This window comes from Ruegeria sp. BB5 (assembly GCF_056539405.1).
Genome location: NZ_JBQFUX010000002.1, coordinates 327,419 through 343,335 on the forward strand (window position 1 = coordinate 327,419; position 15,917 = coordinate 343,335).

The following is a 15,917-nucleotide window of genomic DNA, read 5'->3' on the forward strand; positions in this document are numbered from 1 at the left end:
GGCAACCCAAACAAAAAAAGACCCCGGCTGAAACCGGGGTCTTTCCTGTTCGGAATAGAAAGGCAGATTACTCTGCGCTTTCCTCTTTCTTCTCTTTCTTCTCGGGAACGATCTCTTCACCGGTTTCCTGATCGACCACTTTCATCGACAGGCGCACCTTGCCGCGATCGTCAAAGCCCAGCAGCTTGACTTTCACTTCCTGACCTTCCTTCAGAACATCTGACGGATGGTTCAGGCGGCGGTTTTCGATCTGGGACACGTGGACCAGACCGTCGCGCTTGCCAAAGAAGTTCACAAAGGCACCGAAGTCGACGATCTTGACCACTTTACCGGTATAGATCTGGCCCTCTTCGGGTTCTGCGACGATCGAGTGGATCATCTCATAGGCCTTCTTGATCGATTCACCGTCGGGCGAGGCGATCTTGATCACGCCGTCGTCGTTGATGTCGACCTTAGCACCCGACACTTCGACGATTTCGCGGATGACCTTACCGCCCGAACCGATCACTTCACGGATCTTGTCGGTCGGGATGTTCATGGTCTCAATGCGCGGGGCATGGACCGAGAATTCGTTGGTCTCGGACAGGGCTTTGCCCATCTCACCCAGGATGTGCATCCGGCCGTCCTTGGCTTGCGCCAGGGCTTTCTCCATGATCTCGGGCGTGATGCCTGCGACCTTGATGTCCATCTGCAGCGAGGTGATGCCGTTTTCGGTACCAGCCACTTTGAAATCCATGTCGCCCAGGTGATCTTCGTCACCCAGAATGTCCGACAGGATGGCGTATTCGCCGTCATCTTCCAGGATCAGGCCCATGGCCACACCGGCAACAGGTGCTTTCAGCGGAACGCCCGCATCCATCATCGACAGCGAACCGCCGCAGACCGACGCCATCGAGCTGGAGCCGTTGGATTCGGTGATCTCCGACACGATGCGGATCGTGTAGGGGAAGTCGGTCGCCGCAGGCAGAACCGCCTGCAAAGCGCGCCATGCCAGCTTGCCGTGGCCGATCTCACGACGGCCGGGGCCACCCACGCGGCCAACTTCACCAACCGAATACGGAGGGAAGTTGTAGTGCAGCAGGAAGTTCGATTTGAAGTTGCCATGCAGCGCGTCGATGAACTGTTCGTCGTCGCCGGTGCCCAGCGTGGTCACGGCCAGCGCCTGTGTCTCACCACGGGTGAACAGGGCGGAACCGTGCGTACGCGGCAGCATCGAGGTTTCTGCAACGATCGAGCGGATATCGGTGGTCGATCGACCATCGATCCGCTTGCCGCCTTTGACGACGTCGCCGCGCAGAATACCTGCTTCCAGCTTTTTCATCGCGGAACCGAGGTTGCCGTCTTCCAGCTGTTCCTCGGTCAGCGCTTCCTTGATCGCTTCACGGGCAGCGGCAACAGCAGCGGTGCGCTCCTGCTTGTCGGTGATTGCGAAGGCGGCGCGCATCTGCTCTTCACCGGCGGCCTTAACGGCAGCTGACAGTTCGGAGTAATCCGGCGCCTGGAAATCGAACGGCTCTTTCGCGGCCTCCTCAGCCAGCGAGATGATCAGGTCGATGACTGGTTGGATCTGCTCATGCGCAAAGTTCACCGCGCCCAGCATTTCCGCTTCGGACAGTTCGTAGGCTTCCGACTCCACCATCATCACGGCGTCTTTGGTGCCGGCAACAACCAGGTCAAGACGCTGTTCAGGGTTCAGGCGCAGGTCCTGCATGTCGTCGACGGTCGGGTTCAGAACGTATTCGCCATCCTCGAAACCAACGCGGGCACCGGCGATCGGGCCACGGAACGGCGCGCCGGAAATGGTCAGAGCAGCGGAGGCAGCGATCATCGCAACGATGTCGGGATCGTTGACCAGATCGTGGCTCAGCACGGTGCACATCACCAGAACTTCGTTTTTGAAGCCGTCAACGAACAGCGGGCGGATCGGACGGTCGATCAGACGCGCGGTCAGCGTCTCTTTCTCGGTCGGGCGCGCCTCGCGCTTGAAGAAGCCACCCGGAACCTTACCGGCGGCATAGTATTTTTCCTGATAATGCACGGTCAGGGGGAAAAAGTCCTGACCGGGTTTTTGTGCCCGCGCAAAGGTCACGTTTGCCATGACGCTGGTCTCGCCCAGCGTGGCAATCACGCTGCCGTCCGCTTGACGGGCAACTTTGCCGGTTTCCAGTGTCAGCGTCTCTTCGCCCCACTGCATAGATTTCTTTGTTACATCAAACATATGCGTATCCTAGATGGGAGCGCTCCCGGCCCTCCGGGTCTCCCGTTTGCATGGCGGCCCCATTGCCGCCGACCCCATTTTTACTTTCGTCTGAGTGCCGGGGTCAGGGCACAACGTCTCAGATATCGCGCGCATACATGAGATTGCGCCCAAAGGAAAGCGAAACCGAACCGGGTTGGCGGTCAGCCGCCCTGCTGAATTCGTGATGATGCCGGCATGGACCTGGGGTGGTACAGGCCGCTAAGGTACGGGGGCATTTCGGGTTTCGGGCGGAGAATGCAGATGACGGCCTGGCTAAAGATTTTACCGCTGGCATTGCTGGGTTTCATCGGCCCGGTTTCGGCCGCGCCAGGTGCTGCGTTGGATTGGGCCGCGCTGCCGGACCCGTCGGTCCAGACCTATGACGACCCGTTTCGCGCGCTTACCCCCGAGCAATTTGATGATCTGTTATTCGCGGTCCGCCTGCGCGGCAGGTTGCAGCAAGACGTCGGCAGCGCGGAAGACCGCCAGAAATGGCAAACACTTCTGATGGAAACCGAAGATGCCCTTGCCGCCGACCAGATTGACGTCGACTGGCTGCTGTCCCAGCGCGAATACGTGTCCGAGCGCCGAAACAGGGCCAACACAAGCGGCAATCCGGGTCTTGACGGTCAGACGGTGACCCTGATGGGTTATGCCATTCCTGCGCCATCGGATGAAGATGGCCAATCGGTGGCCTATCTGGTGCCTAAGCCCGGCATGTGCAGTCACCTGCCACCGCCCGCGCCGAACCAGATGATCCGGGTGAAATTGCGCAACGGCTGGACACCGGCCTATACGCATGAGCCGGTGCGCCTGACCGGGCAACTGGTAATCGATCCTTCGGACCATGAGATGAACGTCGTTGACGGGCTAATGCCGATGCGTGCCACATTCCGGATGGATGTCGACCTTGTCGAGACGCTGGAAAATCAAGAGGGTCAATCCACCTGGACGCCATCCCTCAGGGACCGGTTGCGCGCGGCGGGCAGTCGTAAAACCCGTGGGGCGCCGTTACAGGATTAATTGCCCGTTTTGCCGTTTTTGGCAGAAAAACCCCGAAAATTGCGCGGATTTGGCGAAATTTTGATGATCGTGTAAGCTCTTACCAGAAGACTCGCGGTCGACATGACGGGAAACGCGCCAAGGGAAAACCAGAAAACTTGCCGTCCACCGACCGAAGACCTTGGCGTTTGCACGCAGCAAACTGAGGGAAAGTCGAATGGCACAAACCAAGAAAATGCTGGATCCAGATCCACGGATCTATGATTTCGAGACCGAATATGAGCTGGGCCAGGATAATGTCAGGCCTTTCGGGCTGGATATCCACAACCCGGTCTTTCTGATCTCTAGTATCCTGATCTTTGCCTTTGTTCTGATCGCCTTAGCCAACCAAGAGGCCGCAGCGACGTTCTTTGGCTGGCTCCGGCCCTGGCTGACAAGCACGTTTGATTGGTTCCTGGTCCTGTCCGTGGACGCGATCACGCTGTTCTGCCTGGTGCTGATCATCCTGCCCGTGGGCAAGGTCCGGATCGGCGGCAAAGACGCCAAGCCCGATTATTCCTATGCAGGCTGGATCGCGATGATGTTCGCCGCCGGCATCGGCATCGGTCTGCTGTTCTTTGGAGTGATGGAGCCGGTCTATTACAACTTTGCCGAGGACGGTAATGCCGTGCCACTAGGCATTGATATCGCAGTGCCGGGCAACGAATATGCCGGTATCGTCGGCACCATCCACCACTGGGGTCTTGAAGGTTGGGCGGTGTACGCCGCGGTTGGCCTTAGCCTTGCAATCTTCAGTTACAATTTGGGCCTACCGTTGACCCTTCGGTCTGCGTTCTACCCGATCCTGGGTGAACGTGTCTGGGGCTGGTGGGGCCATTTCATCGATACGCTGGCCGTCTTTGCCACCCTGTTCGGCCTGACCACATCATTGGGTCTGGGCGCGCAGCAGGTTGCGGCGGGGCTGTACGAAGTGTTCGGCATCGAATCCAGCCCGACCGTCGTTGTCCTGCTTATTATTGGCATCACCATGATTGCACTGGGCTCGGTCCTGATGGGTATGGATGCAGGCGTCAAACGGCTGAGTGAGATCAACATGATCATGGCCGTAGGGCTGTTCATTTTCGTCATTGTTGTCACCGGAATTGGCACAGCCATCTCACGGTATTTCAACGTGATGACGGATTATGTGCTGCACCTTCCAGCGCTGTCCAACCCGTTCGGACGTGAGGATACCAGCTACTTCCATGGCTGGACCACCTTCTACTGGGCGTGGTGGATCGCATGGTCACCGTTTGTGGGCATGTTTATTGCCCGTATCTCGAAGGGCCGCACGGTACGTGAATTCGTCATCTGCGCCCTGCTTGCGCCGACAGCGGTTTGCGCCCTGTGGATGTCGACATTTGGCGGTGCAGCCATCGACATGCTGAACGCAGGCGGAGCGGAAGGTGTTCGCGCCACGGTGATCGACAGTTATGCCCCCGAAGGCGCGCTGTTCGGCTTCCTCAAAGAGCTGCCGCTGTATAGCATCGTGGCCCCAATTGCGCTGGTCCTGATCGTGGTGTTCTTTGTGACCTCGTCGGACTCGGGTTCGCTGGTGATCGACACGATCACGGCGGGCGGTAAGATGGACGCCCCAGTCATCCAGCGTGTGTTCTGGTGTACGCTCGAAGGTCTGGTCGCCATCGCATTGCTGCTGGGCGGTGGCCTTGCCGCCTTGCAAGGCGCAGCGGTGTCGACAGGTATCCCCTTCACGCTGGTGGTTCTGATCATGTGCTATTGCCTATGGCTGGCACTGAAATCAGAGAAGGCGAAGATGTGAGGTAATCCCTGAAACAACGGAAGCGCTCGCCATCAGGCGGGCGTTTTTTTGTTGCGCCTTAGGTCGGTTCTCGGCCTAAAACCTGAAAGCTTTGTTTTGCTATCAAACAGAAGAATTCTAAGCGGGGAATTCGCCGAACAGAGGTTTTTGATTGCTCTGATGCCGCTGGACAAGCTTTCGCATTTGTTTGCCCTTTTGGGGAATATAACGTGCCGACAGCGCCTGAACCTGCGGGTCGCCGCATCCGGGAAACAAATCCATTATCTCTTGCCGGGCCTCTTCCGAGACTGATTTTATGGCTTCTGGCCCTGTAAAAAGGCTTTCCGTTGGTGTGCCGTTGGACCAGATGATTTCATGCGTATCGAACAGAAGATGGAAATACACCACCCCGTCTAATGTGTTTTCCAGTGTCTCAACGCCGTCAAGCGGAAGAAGCTTGTTCGCCGGGATCAAGATATCCTTACAATCAAACATGCGCAGAGCGACCGTTGAGGAAACAAGAACACGATGCTGTGGTGAGACGACAAGATCCTGCTTGGGGTATCCTGCCCCCAAGGCACCGGCGCGGATCAAAATCGGTTTAAGTCTCGGCTGGGCCTCAAGTTCAGCGTTGCTGAGACAGCGTGACCCGATCCATCGGATAGGTTTATGGCCATGATCATAGGTCAGAACCTGATCTGACACTTGCAGGTCCTCGACCCGCCTTGGACCCTGAAGCGTTTCAATAAGGGTTCCGGACGCAAAGCATAGCACGTCCACAAACTCGCCGCTTGCGTTTGTTGGGCCCGTTTGTGACTGGTTGATGTCAATTTCGTTTTGCCCGCTATCATTCCAAGCCGCAGCAATTGCATCGGTGTTTACGGTCAATCCATTGAACAGCGCCAGCGGTTCCAGCGGCCCATTGTTCACCTTCACACCAAACAGCGCGATGGTTCCGTCCGGATTTACCTCTAACCGGACGACGGGCTCCCCATTCGTGTTTCCCAGCTGCCAAACGGCAGGTGTGTCGATCTCATACCTGTCACCGTCAGCAAACTGAACCGTTTGGCCCGCGGTTCCAGGTATCTGAAATTGAAGCTCATTTGGGGCTCCGGCAGGCCCGCCGACAAACAGATCGACGTCATTGATCTGAAGACTGAAACTGTTGTCCAGACTATCGAAGTCAATAACGAATCCGCCACCAGGGGACGTATCTGTAAAGTCGGTGGAGCCACCACCACTGATGCTGAAGTCTGTCATTTAATTTCTTCGGTCCCAAATCTTACGCGGACACAAAATCCATGTGCGGGGGTTCAATCAAGGCCGCAATTAGGTCATTTCGCGGCATCGGGAAAGTGTGTTCCGACGCTAAGGTTGGCGAAGTGTAAAGAAAAACTGTGTTCGTTTCAGCACGTTCGCGATTCATGCGCTTTACCATCACTGGCAAGGGTAAAACAAAAAAACGCCCGCCAAAAAGGCGGGCGTCTGAATTGTACCAGCTGTACAGTCCGATCTTAACGGCGGATGCCCAGCTTTTTGATCAGGTCCTGATAGCGTGCTTCTTCCTTGCCCTTCAGGTAGTCCAGCAGCTTACGGCGCTGGGCGACCATTTTCAGCAGACCGCGACGACCGTGGTTGTCTTTTTTGTGGGTCTTGAAGTGCTCAGTCAGGGTGGTGATGCGCGAGGTCAGGATGGCAACCTGGACTTCTGGCGAACCGGTGTCGCCGTCCTTGGTTGCGAATTCTTTCATAACGCGTGCTTTTTCAGCGGCAGTAATCGACATCGGGGTCTCCTTTAAAAGGTTAGAGTTGATGGCGCAGGCCGGGATGTCGTCCAGCACAGGCCCATGGAGAAGACCGCACCGATTCCGATGCGGATGCGCGCGTATAAGCGTAATTTTGGCGAATGGCAAAAGGATTCTTCGGGCTCAGCCCAATGCGATCAGCTGTGCCAGATCGATCTCAGAGATCAGCTGAATGTCGTCGGCCGTCAACCCTTCGGCCCCCAGCAGCTGCGCCACATCCTGCCCGTCGATCAGCACATGTGTGAGATTCTCGTTTTCAGCGTCAGTTTCGATCTGAATGTCGGGGTCTTCCTGACCATCCCATGATACAAACAGCTTGTCCTGACCGGGTTGGAAATCCATCACGGTCACCGCTTCATCCTCGGCTTCGGGGGTCAGGATAATCTCATCCGCGCCGTCGCCGCCGGTGACGATGTCGCCGCTATCGGCCAGAATCGTATCCTCGCCATCGCCGCCGTTCAGGAAATCGACAGCGTCTACTTCTTCTTCGCCGTTCAATATGTCGTCGCCGTCGCCGCCAAAAAGAACATCCTCACCCGAGCCGCCGTCCAGTATGTCGTCGCCATACCCGCCGTGCAGCGCGTCATCGCCATCACCACCGTCCAACGTGTCATCGTCCTGCCCGCCATAGAGCGTATCTTCACCCTCGCCCCCCTCCAGCTGATCTGCGCCGGAATGACCATAAAGCATGTCATCGTCTTCACTCCCGGTCAGCAGGTCATCCTCATCCTCGCCATGCAGAATATCGTCGCCCGCGCCACCTGACACGAAATCCGCCCCTTCACCGGCGAACAGCACGTCATTGCCTGCACCGCCGTCGATGGTGTCATCCCCATCATATCCGTTGATTTGGTCGTCCCCGTCCTGACCGGTCAGCACATCCGCCTCTTCGGTTCCGGCAATCACCAGATCACCATCGAATTCGGACAGGATGGTTCCGGTCGATGGTTCCTGTTCTTCTGCGGCGTCTTGGGACGTGGTCGGGTCTTCGTCGGTTTCGTCGATCTCAAGGTGCTTATCGTCAGAGACCTCGTCAGGCTGATCGTCAATGCTGTCTTCATCTTCGGGAGCGTCTTCAGGGACAAACGCGTCGCTCATGGCAAAGGCTGCGCCACCGACAGCGGCCAGACTTAGGAATCCGATCAGAAACATGGGAACCCTCCGTGAACGTACTGCCCCGAGGGTAAATGTCTCATGCGGTCAAGCACTTGGTCAAAGCTAAGCTGATCTCGTGGTTAACCTTTTGTCACCACGGTTCGGGTTGTTGAGTATAGGCGATATAGAGCGGGTGTTTCGGGTGTCCGCCCTTGGTCAGTCCCAAGTGAAACAGTGGTTGGCCGGTGCCGCGCAGCAAGGTTTCCACCGCCGGGCCGCGATTCAGATGCGCACCATGGGTGCCCCAGGCGGCAATTACCTGATCGGCCCATTCGACGCCGTCCAGAATCGCCGCGTCATTCGCAGGCCCCACTGGATCGGTGGCGGCGCGCATCTTGCGCGGATCTGTGTCGCGCCACGCAAAGATGTTGGTCACCTGAAACGCCCCGAACCCCAACGCCCGCGCCCGCCGTTCACAGCGTTCGACGGTGGGGTCGTTCTGCACCTCGGTCGCGGTTGAGGGGTTCAGCATCACGAACAGCGCCTTGCATCCCTCCGGGTCCCAGATGCGGGTCAGGCTATAGCGATACTTCTCGCAATCGGAATAAATGGCGGTCGAGGGCGCATCGCCCTTGGTATGCGTTCGGGTGATCATGCCCTTCGCCTAACACGTGGCTCAGGCGACGAACACCCGGCTGGGGTGCAATTCGCCGGATTTATAGATGCCCACGGCCACAGCCTTGCCATCCAGCGAGGCCCATGCCTCGTCGCCGTATTCCACGTCCGAGGCCAGCACCATACCCGGGTTGCCGTTGCGCAGGCGATTGGCCCCTTCGGGGGTACATTTCAGTTCGGGCAGATCCGACAGACCGGTTTCCAGCGGATGCAGATACTCGTCCAACGCGGTTGTCTTGGCCATTTCGTCGATCTGTTCGATGCTCAAACCGTCCTCGGCCTCAAACGGGCCGGACCAGATGCGGCGGAGGATCTTGACGTGGCCGTGGCATCCCAGTGCCGCCCCCAGATCGCGGGCGATCGAGCGGACATAACCGCCTTTGCCACAGGTCATTTCCAGTACGACGTGATCTTCATCGGGGCGGTCGACGAGGACCAGTTCCTCAACCCATAGGGGGCGGGCGGTCAGTTCCACGTCCTCGCCATCGCGGGCCAGCTTATAAGCGCGCTGGCCGTCAATTTTCACTGCCGAGAACTTGGGCGGAACCTGCATGATCTCACCCAAAAAAGGGGCCAGCGCCTGTTTGATATCCTCATCCGAGGGGCGCGCATCGCTTTGTGCAATCACTTCGCCCTCGGCATCGTCGGTATTGGTGGCCTGACCCAGACGCACAGTGAATGTGTAGGCTTTCAGCGCGTCGGTGATGTAGGGAACGGTCTTGGTCGCCTCCCCCAATGCCACGGCCAGAACACCGGTCGCTTCGGGGTCCAGCGTGCCTGCATGGCCCGCTTTTTTCGCGTCCATCGCCCAGCGTACCTTGTTGACCACCGCGGTCGAGGTCATGCCCGCGGGTTTGTCCACCACCAGCCAGCCGGAAATGTCTCGACCCTTGCGTTTACGTCCCATCTTGCACCTTGCCCTTTGCTGAGGCGCGCGACCTAACGGATCACCCGGGTCCTGTCAATTTCCCGGTGTGTCTTCGACCACACCCACGATTGGCCCCAGCGAAAAGCCAACATCCGAGCGGTTGCTGGCCCGGTCGTACATGCGTGAGATATTGCCATCGAAGAACAGCGCATTCGGCGTTTCCAGCACGTTGCGGAAAAGGCTGCCGAATTCATGAAAAGTGACGTAGTCATCCGAGATTGCGAACACCGCCCGCGTGCCATCGGCGCTAGTGCCCACCCCGTTGCGCACATAGAGCGAGGTCGAGTCAGGCAGAAAGCGCGGATGCAGCTCTCCGTCGATCACCAGCATCGGGCCGGATTGGGTGGCAAACCGGCAGTCGGGGGCCTGTTCGACGAAATCCAACGTCTCGAACACATCGGCACGACCGTCGCGGATGCAGAACACGCCGTTGGGCAGCAGGCCGAAATTGCCGGGGCCGGGATTCGGGATCACGCGCATGACCTCTTCGCCCTCTTCGACATAGTGGCCGACGGGCGAGCGGTCGTCGTGATACATACCGGCGTTCATCCCAAAGGCCAGACGCTTTCCACTGGGTTCAAGCGCCTCGTTCACCGATGAGAAATGCCCCAGCAGGTCGTCATTTTCGTCGTTCAGAAACAGGCGCAGGTCTTCATTGGCGGCGTCCACCTCGCAAACGGTGTACCGCTTATTCCCGTGGGTCAGCTTTTCGCAGGTGACCGCGCCGGCCTGTGCGGCCCAGAAAACCGCGCCCAACGTGACCAGTATGCGGATCACTCGTCCAGATCGCGGCGCACCGCGTCCTGATTGAACATGCGGCGGGTGTCGTCCAGACGATCGAAAGTATCATCCAGACGGAACCGCAGATCGGGCGAAAACTTAAGGTTGAGCTTTTTGCCGATCACGCGCCGCAACTCGCCCTTGTTGCGAGCGAGCAGTTCGATCACATCTTCCTGCCCTTTGCCTCCAAGGGGCAGCACATAGGCGGTGGCGATCTTCAGATCGGGCGAGGTGCGCACCTCACCTACAGTGATCGACATGCGGTTCAGGTCGGGGTCGTGGACATCTCCGCGCGCCAGAACCTCGGACAGGGTGCGTCGGATCAGTTCGCCGACGCGCAGCTGTCGTTGGGAGGGGCCGGGGCCATCGTGGAATTTGTTCTTTGCCATATCCCCGATCTAAGCGCAAAGCTGGGCTTTGCCAAGCGGGCGCGAACCGGGTAGGAGGCTTTGAGCCGACTTTAGAAAGGACCAGCGCAATGACCCATATTCCGGGGATCGTCATCACAGGGGCTTCGGGCCGTATGGGGCAGATGCTGATCAAGACCGTCACCGACAGCGATCAGGCGCGTTTGGTCGGTGTGGTCGAGCGTACAGGCCATGATTGGATCGGTCAGGACGTGGGCACGGCCATGGGCGGTCAAGCGTTGGGCGTCACCGTGACCGATGACCCGCTTGAGGCATTTGCGCAGGCGCAGGCGGTGATCGATTTCACAGCACCCGAAGCGACGCTGGAATTTGCCGCGCTGGCCGCGCAGGCGCGCTGCGTGCACGTGATCGGCACCACCGGCATGTCGGATGAGCAGATCGCAGCGCTGGAGCCAGCTTCGCGCCATGCCGTTATCGTGCGGGCCGGGAACATGAGCCTTGGGGTCAATTTGCTTGTGCAACTGACCAAGAAAGTTGCCGCCGCGCTGGATGAGGATTTCGACATCGAAGTGATTGAAGGGCACCATCACCACAAGGTCGATGCGCCCTCAGGCACTGCGCTGATGCTGGGTGAGGCCGCCGCCGAAGGGCGCGGTGTCAATCTGGCCGACGTGTCCGACCGGGGCCGCGACGGGATCACTGGGGCCCGTAAACGCGGAGACATCGGATTCCACGCCATTCGCGGTGGCGACATCGTCGGCGAGCATGACGTGCTGTTCGCCGCCCCCGGAGAACGCATCGTTCTGCGCCATCTGGCCACCGACCGCGCCATCTTTGCTCGCGGTGCCCTAAAGGCGGCGCTATGGGGGCAGGGCAAGGCCCCCGGCCAGTATAACATGGTGGATGTGCTGGGGCTGTAACCCCGTTTAGCGGAATGCGGCCAGACCGGGCGGTTCTGCACCATCCTGTTCTGCCGTTGCAAAGAGCAGCCCCAATCGTTGATCCCATGTCGGGTACTGGCCGGTCCGGGCATAGGTCAGGCGCTCGGCCCCGATGGAAATGCCAAGGGGCGCGGCCTCACCTCCGATCACGATCTCGCCGATCTCGGTCCAGTTGGCGGACGGAGGATAGGCCGCGGGGGCGAGTTCATCCGTATCACCGACGCGGTAATAGACGCCCATCGTCACGATGTAGGCATCGCCGAACGGATCAGGAAAGAAAAAGCCCGAGGCATCGCGGGCGGCCAGGGCCTCAACCTCATCGCGCAGCAGCACTTTTTCGGTAAATGGTAGGGCCATCTCGTCCAGCACAGTGCGCATATCCTCGGACTGCGGCACGCTGACAAAGGCAATGCGGGCGGGGTCAAGATCGAAGGCTTCGGTCAGAATGCGCATCATCAGACGCGTCGTGGCTTGACCGTCTGCGTCTGCGGGATGGCAGCCGACCTCATGAAACAGCGGTAACACGTCCGCACGAGATTTCTCACTGACATCGGCAACCCGAGCCAACGGTTGAATGACAAAAGCGTTCGAGGGCAGCGCGGATTGGTCAAAATCGTGCCGCAGCCCCTCGTTATAGTCATCGCGCCCGGAAGCAACGGACAGTGGCGCTGCTTCGTTGAACCCAAGCCCCGAGAATGTTTTTCTCAGATGATCGAGCGTCGTGCTGAATTCCTGTTCGAACGCCGCATTCTGGTCTTCCGCTGCTGTTGCCATGCGCGGCAACAAGGTTCCGACCGTTGCTGCGGTTCCCAGTTGGACAACTTTGCGCCTGTTCCATCCCATCGGATACCTCCCGTGCCTGTTGGACGTGGCATCAGAGTATCACAGATGTTTCGGCTAAGGGTTAAGGGTTTCTGAAGACAGGCTTCCTGAGGTGCAGTTACAGATCCTTCACCTTTTCATCACGCAGCGGGCAGGCCAGATAAACGCCGAATTCTTTGCCAATATCGGCGCTGACACGGGCGTGGACCCGACCCTGGCGGTCGAGGAACCGTTGATTGTCTTCGACGGGGAAAATCCCCTCATGCCAGATGCCGGGGTGGATATAGAGGCCTCGCGAGCCGTCACACCAGAACGCGACCACCTTTTCGGGGGTCAAATTGTCCCCGGGCAGCGCAGCGGGAACGATGAAGGGCTTGTTGTCCAACGGCCAGAACATCTGTCCGCCGTCTGGGTGATAGTTCATATGCCACAGCAGCACCTGATCACGCGGCGCGGTTTTCTGGTCGGTCTGTGCCTGTTGCGGGTCGACGGACCAGCCCAGAACATAGTGGCCTTTTACCGCCTCGTTCTCACCATACAGCACGTCGCCCTGCCAGTCGCATTTAAACGTACCCTCAACCCAGCCACCTTCATCGCCGGTGCCTTCGTCGATGGGGCGCCAGCCCTGTTGGGGCCAGCGAGAGATTTCGATCTCGAAGCCGTCCGGGTCATCGACCAGACAGCCATAGCCCTTGACCGACGCGTCTGTGGCCCGGATCAGGGGTACCTCATGCCAGGGCAGGGACGGCTTTGAACTGGCCTCAAAGATATATTCGGGGGCGTTCATGCCGCCCCCAGATGTTTGTCGACCATGCGTTGCACCATCGGCGCGAAATGGGTGAAATCCGGCGTCTTCATATCCGCACGCTTGCCTGCCTCGTCCAGATAGCGGACCTGAATGATTTCTTTCAGGTTCGGGTTGGCCTCGAATTCCGCGACTTCCTCGGCGCTCATCGGACCACCCTGCAGCTCCAAAGTGTGAACCGAAGCTGTGGATAGGCGGTTGAAATATTCAGGCTTGGTGGCACAGAGATACCGTTTGGCCGCCACATGATAGCGGCAGCAATCGGTGATGACTGACGGGAAGAACTGTTCCAGAACTTCGGCCCCCGCATCCTCGTGGTGGCGATCCTCGGTATCGTCGGGGTGATAGGTGCCGAACTCGGATGTGAAATGGCCGATATCGTGCAGCAGCGCGCCAACGATGATTTCCTCGGACTGGCCGTTCTGTTCGGCAATTGTGGCACCTTGCAGCATGTGTTCTGCCATCGTGACCGGTTCACCCAGATATTCCTCGCCACCACGACGGTCGAAGATATCCCCGATAAAGGCCACGATGTTGTCGCGGTTGAGGGTTGAGAAATCGGGTTTCATTCCGCTGCCTCCGGTTGCGCCATGTCCATCGCTGCGAGCGTCGACAGCAATCCATCCTTGTCGGCATAGCAGCCTTGTAGCCAACGCGATCCTGCGCCGGAATAGCCCAGCCGCGCGTGTAGGACGCGGGTGTTGTCGACGATGAAACTTTCACCCGGTTCCAGCTTGAACGACACGCCCATGGCCGGATCGTCGATGATCTCGCCAAGTTGGCGATAGGCAGCATAGTAGGCTTCCATCTGATCGAATGGCACGTCAACAAACGGGGCGGAAGACCGATTGTTGAAGCGGATGCCGACTAGCTCACCGTCCGGCGACAACTCGATCATTGGGCGGCGAGACCGCAGGCAGATGCCGTCCGAACCTTTGTATTCAAATCGCGCGGGATAGCCTGCCAGCAGGGTGAAGCCTTCGGGGTTCTGATCGCGCAGTTTTTCGGCGGCACGGAAACCATCGACTACAATGGAATCGCCACCTTCGGCACTGTTTTCCAGACAATAGAGGATTTGCAGCGTCGGCACCGGGTCACGATAGGGGTTGTCGGTATGCGCCTGAAGACCAAGGCCAGTATAGGCTAGGTTGGTCGGGTTTACCTCGGTCCGAACCTCAAAATAGGGGCCATAGTTGGTTTCGCGGACGTAGCCGAACAGATCGGCCACCTTCAGCAGTGATTCCGGCTCAGTCGGGCCGCCGGTCAGCTTGGCAAAACCGAACTTAGCCACCGCAGCCAGCCAGCCGCGCTTGGCGGCGGGATTGGCGTGGACTTCACTCCAATCAGCACTTGGCGCTTCGATGCCGCGTTCCCACGTGGTGATGCCGTGTGCGACACGGCCTGTTTCTAAGGACCGGGCGCAATCATAGACGTGATCGGCCAGCCAAGCGGCGGGGAAGGTCACGGTCTTGTCTTCGGGCTGGAAAGTGACCGTTAGATCGCCATTGCTGATCTCGGCGGAGCTGACTGAAATATCGACGGGAATGTCGCTGATGGTGATCAGACGCTGACCGTTTCCGGGCGCGCGTGTCTCCGGATCCAGCGCATTATCGCGCAGCCAGATCGCGTGGAAACGGGCCTGAGTTCCGGTGTCAAATTCAACAGTCACAACCGAAGTATCGTGATTGGCAGTGCGCAGCATGGGGGATCTCCTGTTCAGCGCGGGCTTTGATTGAGCAGATACGCCTCTTGTGGCATTAACACAATTAATCCTTCTTTCGGCTGAGGCTTGGAAAATCTTATGGCAAAGAAAAAGATCGGATTACCGCCGCTGGATTGGCTGCGCGTGTTCGAGGCCGCCGGTCGGTTGGGTGGTTTTTCCGCCGCCGCCCGAGAGTTTGGGCTGACACAGGCAGCCGTCAGTCAGCGGATCGGTAACCTGGAGGCTTGGCTGGGCCGGTCCCTGTTCGTGCGCGAGGCACGAGGCGTGTCACTGACGGTTGAAGGCGAAAGCTATCTGCCACTGGTGCAAGAGAGTTTGCAGGCGTTGGAGCGCAACACCGAAGATTTGTTCGGCAAATCCCCGCAAGAGCTACGCGTCGCGGGCCTGTCTTCGAACATCCACGCGCTGGTTCTGCCTGGGCTTGCCCGGTTTCAGGAAACGCGACCCAATGTGCGGGTGATGACCGACTCGGTGGCGCGCCGGTCGTCCTTGGATGAGGAGCGGACCTGGTTGCAAATCCGCTATGGGCGTGGGGCCTGGCCCGGTCGGGATGCGGCCCTGATCGCCCGCGAGGTTTTGGTGCCGATGGCCGCGCCCGGTGTAAAATGGGGGGTGCCGCTGATTGAGCTGCGTGGCGAGCGCCCGGCGTGGCGGGACTGGGCGCGTAAGACGGGGCATGGCGAGATGCCACCGTCACAGATCAGTTTCGATTCGATGGAACATGCCATTTCGGCGGCCCGGCAGGGGATTGGAGTGGTGCTGGGCTCGGTGCCTCTGGCCAGCCCGGATTTGCAGGCCGGTCGGCTGTGTCGGCTGGATCTGCCCGATTTGCAGACCAAAGACGGCTATTGGCTGACTTGGCCCGAAGAGCGGGTCAAATCGAAAAAACAGCGTGCCCTGATTGCCGATTTTCTGCAGGCCCTTCAGGGCTGATCA

The 15,917-nt window shown here is 58.8% G+C and carries 16 protein-coding genes; 4 read left to right on the plus strand and 12 right to left on the minus strand.

All coding sequences use genetic code 11. The annotated features are described in order from the left end of the window. Positions 1–67 precede the first annotated feature (67 nt). Positions 68–2,218 carry a polyribonucleotide nucleotidyltransferase gene (pnp, locus tag ACR0DL_RS09650; RefSeq protein ID WP_170396549.1) on the minus strand — a complete coding sequence of 717 codons (2,151 nt, stop codon included), beginning with the start codon at positions 2,216–2,218 and terminating at the stop codon, positions 68–70. Between the two features lie 282 nt (positions 2,219–2,500). Here pnp and ACR0DL_RS09655 point away from each other — a divergent pair, with 282 nt between their 5' ends. Continuing rightward, entirely contained in the window at positions 2,501–3,262 is a 762-nt protein-coding gene (locus tag ACR0DL_RS09655) for a DUF3299 domain-containing protein (RefSeq protein ID WP_480688826.1), read from the plus strand. Positions 3,263–3,458: 196 nt separating this feature from the next. Then, positions 3,459–5,060: a BCCT family transporter gene (locus ACR0DL_RS09660; RefSeq protein WP_170349799.1), complete on the plus strand. Its 1,602-nt coding sequence runs from the start codon at positions 3,459–3,461 to the stop codon at positions 5,058–5,060. 117 nt (positions 5,061–5,177) lie between these two features. Here ACR0DL_RS09660 and ACR0DL_RS09665 read toward each other — a convergent pair whose 3' ends face one another. From ACR0DL_RS09665 to rbfA, 7 genes are all read right to left on the minus strand, one after another. Then, complete coding sequence (locus ACR0DL_RS09665; RefSeq protein ID WP_480688828.1) at positions 5,178–6,299, minus strand: Hint domain-containing protein; 1,122 nt, start codon at positions 6,297–6,299, stop codon at positions 5,178–5,180. A gap of 254 nt (positions 6,300–6,553) precedes the next feature. After that, positions 6,554–6,823, minus strand: a complete 270-nt coding sequence (gene rpsO / locus ACR0DL_RS09670; RefSeq protein ID WP_008757925.1) for a 30S ribosomal protein S15 — start codon at positions 6,821–6,823, stop codon at positions 6,554–6,556. A 144-nt stretch (positions 6,824–6,967) separates the two neighbouring features. Then, positions 6,968–7,996 carry a calcium-binding protein gene (locus ACR0DL_RS09675; RefSeq protein ID WP_480688830.1) on the minus strand — a complete coding sequence of 343 codons (1,029 nt, stop codon included), beginning with the start codon at positions 7,994–7,996 and terminating at the stop codon, positions 6,968–6,970. 94 nt (positions 7,997–8,090) lie between these two features. Then, a complete protein-coding gene (locus tag ACR0DL_RS09680) occupies positions 8,091–8,594 on the minus strand; it encodes a DUF1643 domain-containing protein (RefSeq protein WP_480688832.1) in 504 nt (167 codons plus the stop codon). A 21-nt stretch (positions 8,595–8,615) separates the two neighbouring features. Next, a complete protein-coding gene (gene truB / locus ACR0DL_RS09685) occupies positions 8,616–9,521 on the minus strand; it encodes a tRNA pseudouridine(55) synthase TruB (RefSeq protein WP_480688833.1) in 906 nt (301 codons plus the stop codon). Positions 9,522–9,575: 54 nt separating this feature from the next. Continuing rightward, complete coding sequence (locus ACR0DL_RS09690; RefSeq protein ID WP_480688835.1) at positions 9,576–10,319, minus strand: phosphodiester glycosidase family protein; 744 nt, start codon at positions 10,317–10,319, stop codon at positions 9,576–9,578. Further along, positions 10,316–10,711: a 30S ribosome-binding factor RbfA gene (rbfA, locus tag ACR0DL_RS09695; RefSeq protein ID WP_170349805.1), complete on the minus strand. Its 396-nt coding sequence runs from the start codon at positions 10,709–10,711 to the stop codon at positions 10,316–10,318. The genes ACR0DL_RS09690 and rbfA overlap by 4 nt, the downstream gene beginning before the upstream one ends. Positions 10,712–10,800: 89 nt before the next feature. On the opposite strand from rbfA, the gene dapB reads away from it, so the two are divergent. Beyond that, the gene (gene dapB / locus ACR0DL_RS09700; RefSeq protein WP_480688837.1) at positions 10,801–11,610 is read left to right on the plus strand and encodes a 4-hydroxy-tetrahydrodipicolinate reductase; all 810 of its coding nucleotides are present in this window, start codon (positions 10,801–10,803) and stop codon (positions 11,608–11,610) included. A gap of 6 nt (positions 11,611–11,616) precedes the next feature. Here the strand turns inward: dapB and ACR0DL_RS09705 are convergent, their stop codons facing one another. The 4 genes from ACR0DL_RS09705 to tmpA all read right to left on the minus strand — a co-directional run bounded on the left by ACR0DL_RS09705 (position 11,617) and on the right by tmpA (position 14,960). Next, a complete protein-coding gene (locus ACR0DL_RS09705; protein ID WP_480688838.1) occupies positions 11,617–12,474 on the minus strand; it encodes a hypothetical protein in 858 nt (285 codons plus the stop codon). Between the two features lie 97 nt (positions 12,475–12,571). Then, the gene (locus tag ACR0DL_RS09710; RefSeq protein ID WP_425081378.1) at positions 12,572–13,240 is read right to left on the minus strand and encodes an ureidoglycolate lyase; all 669 of its coding nucleotides are present in this window, start codon (positions 13,238–13,240) and stop codon (positions 12,572–12,574) included. Beyond that, positions 13,237–13,827, minus strand: coding sequence for a (R)-1-hydroxy-2-trimethylaminoethylphosphonate oxygenase (gene tmpB, locus ACR0DL_RS09715; protein ID WP_170349809.1), 591 nt, complete (start codon positions 13,825–13,827; stop codon positions 13,237–13,239). Before tmpB ends, ACR0DL_RS09710 begins: the two co-directional genes overlap by 4 nt. Beyond that, the gene (gene tmpA, locus ACR0DL_RS09720; RefSeq protein WP_480688840.1) at positions 13,824–14,960 is read right to left on the minus strand and encodes a 2-trimethylaminoethylphosphonate dioxygenase; all 1,137 of its coding nucleotides are present in this window, start codon (positions 14,958–14,960) and stop codon (positions 13,824–13,826) included. The genes tmpB and tmpA overlap by 4 nt, the downstream gene beginning before the upstream one ends. 99 nt (positions 14,961–15,059) lie before the next feature. Between tmpA and ACR0DL_RS09725 the strand changes: the two genes are divergently transcribed. Beyond that, the gene (locus ACR0DL_RS09725; protein ID WP_480688842.1) at positions 15,060–15,914 is read left to right on the plus strand and encodes a LysR family transcriptional regulator; all 855 of its coding nucleotides are present in this window, start codon (positions 15,060–15,062) and stop codon (positions 15,912–15,914) included. Positions 15,915–15,917 lie beyond the last annotated feature (3 nt).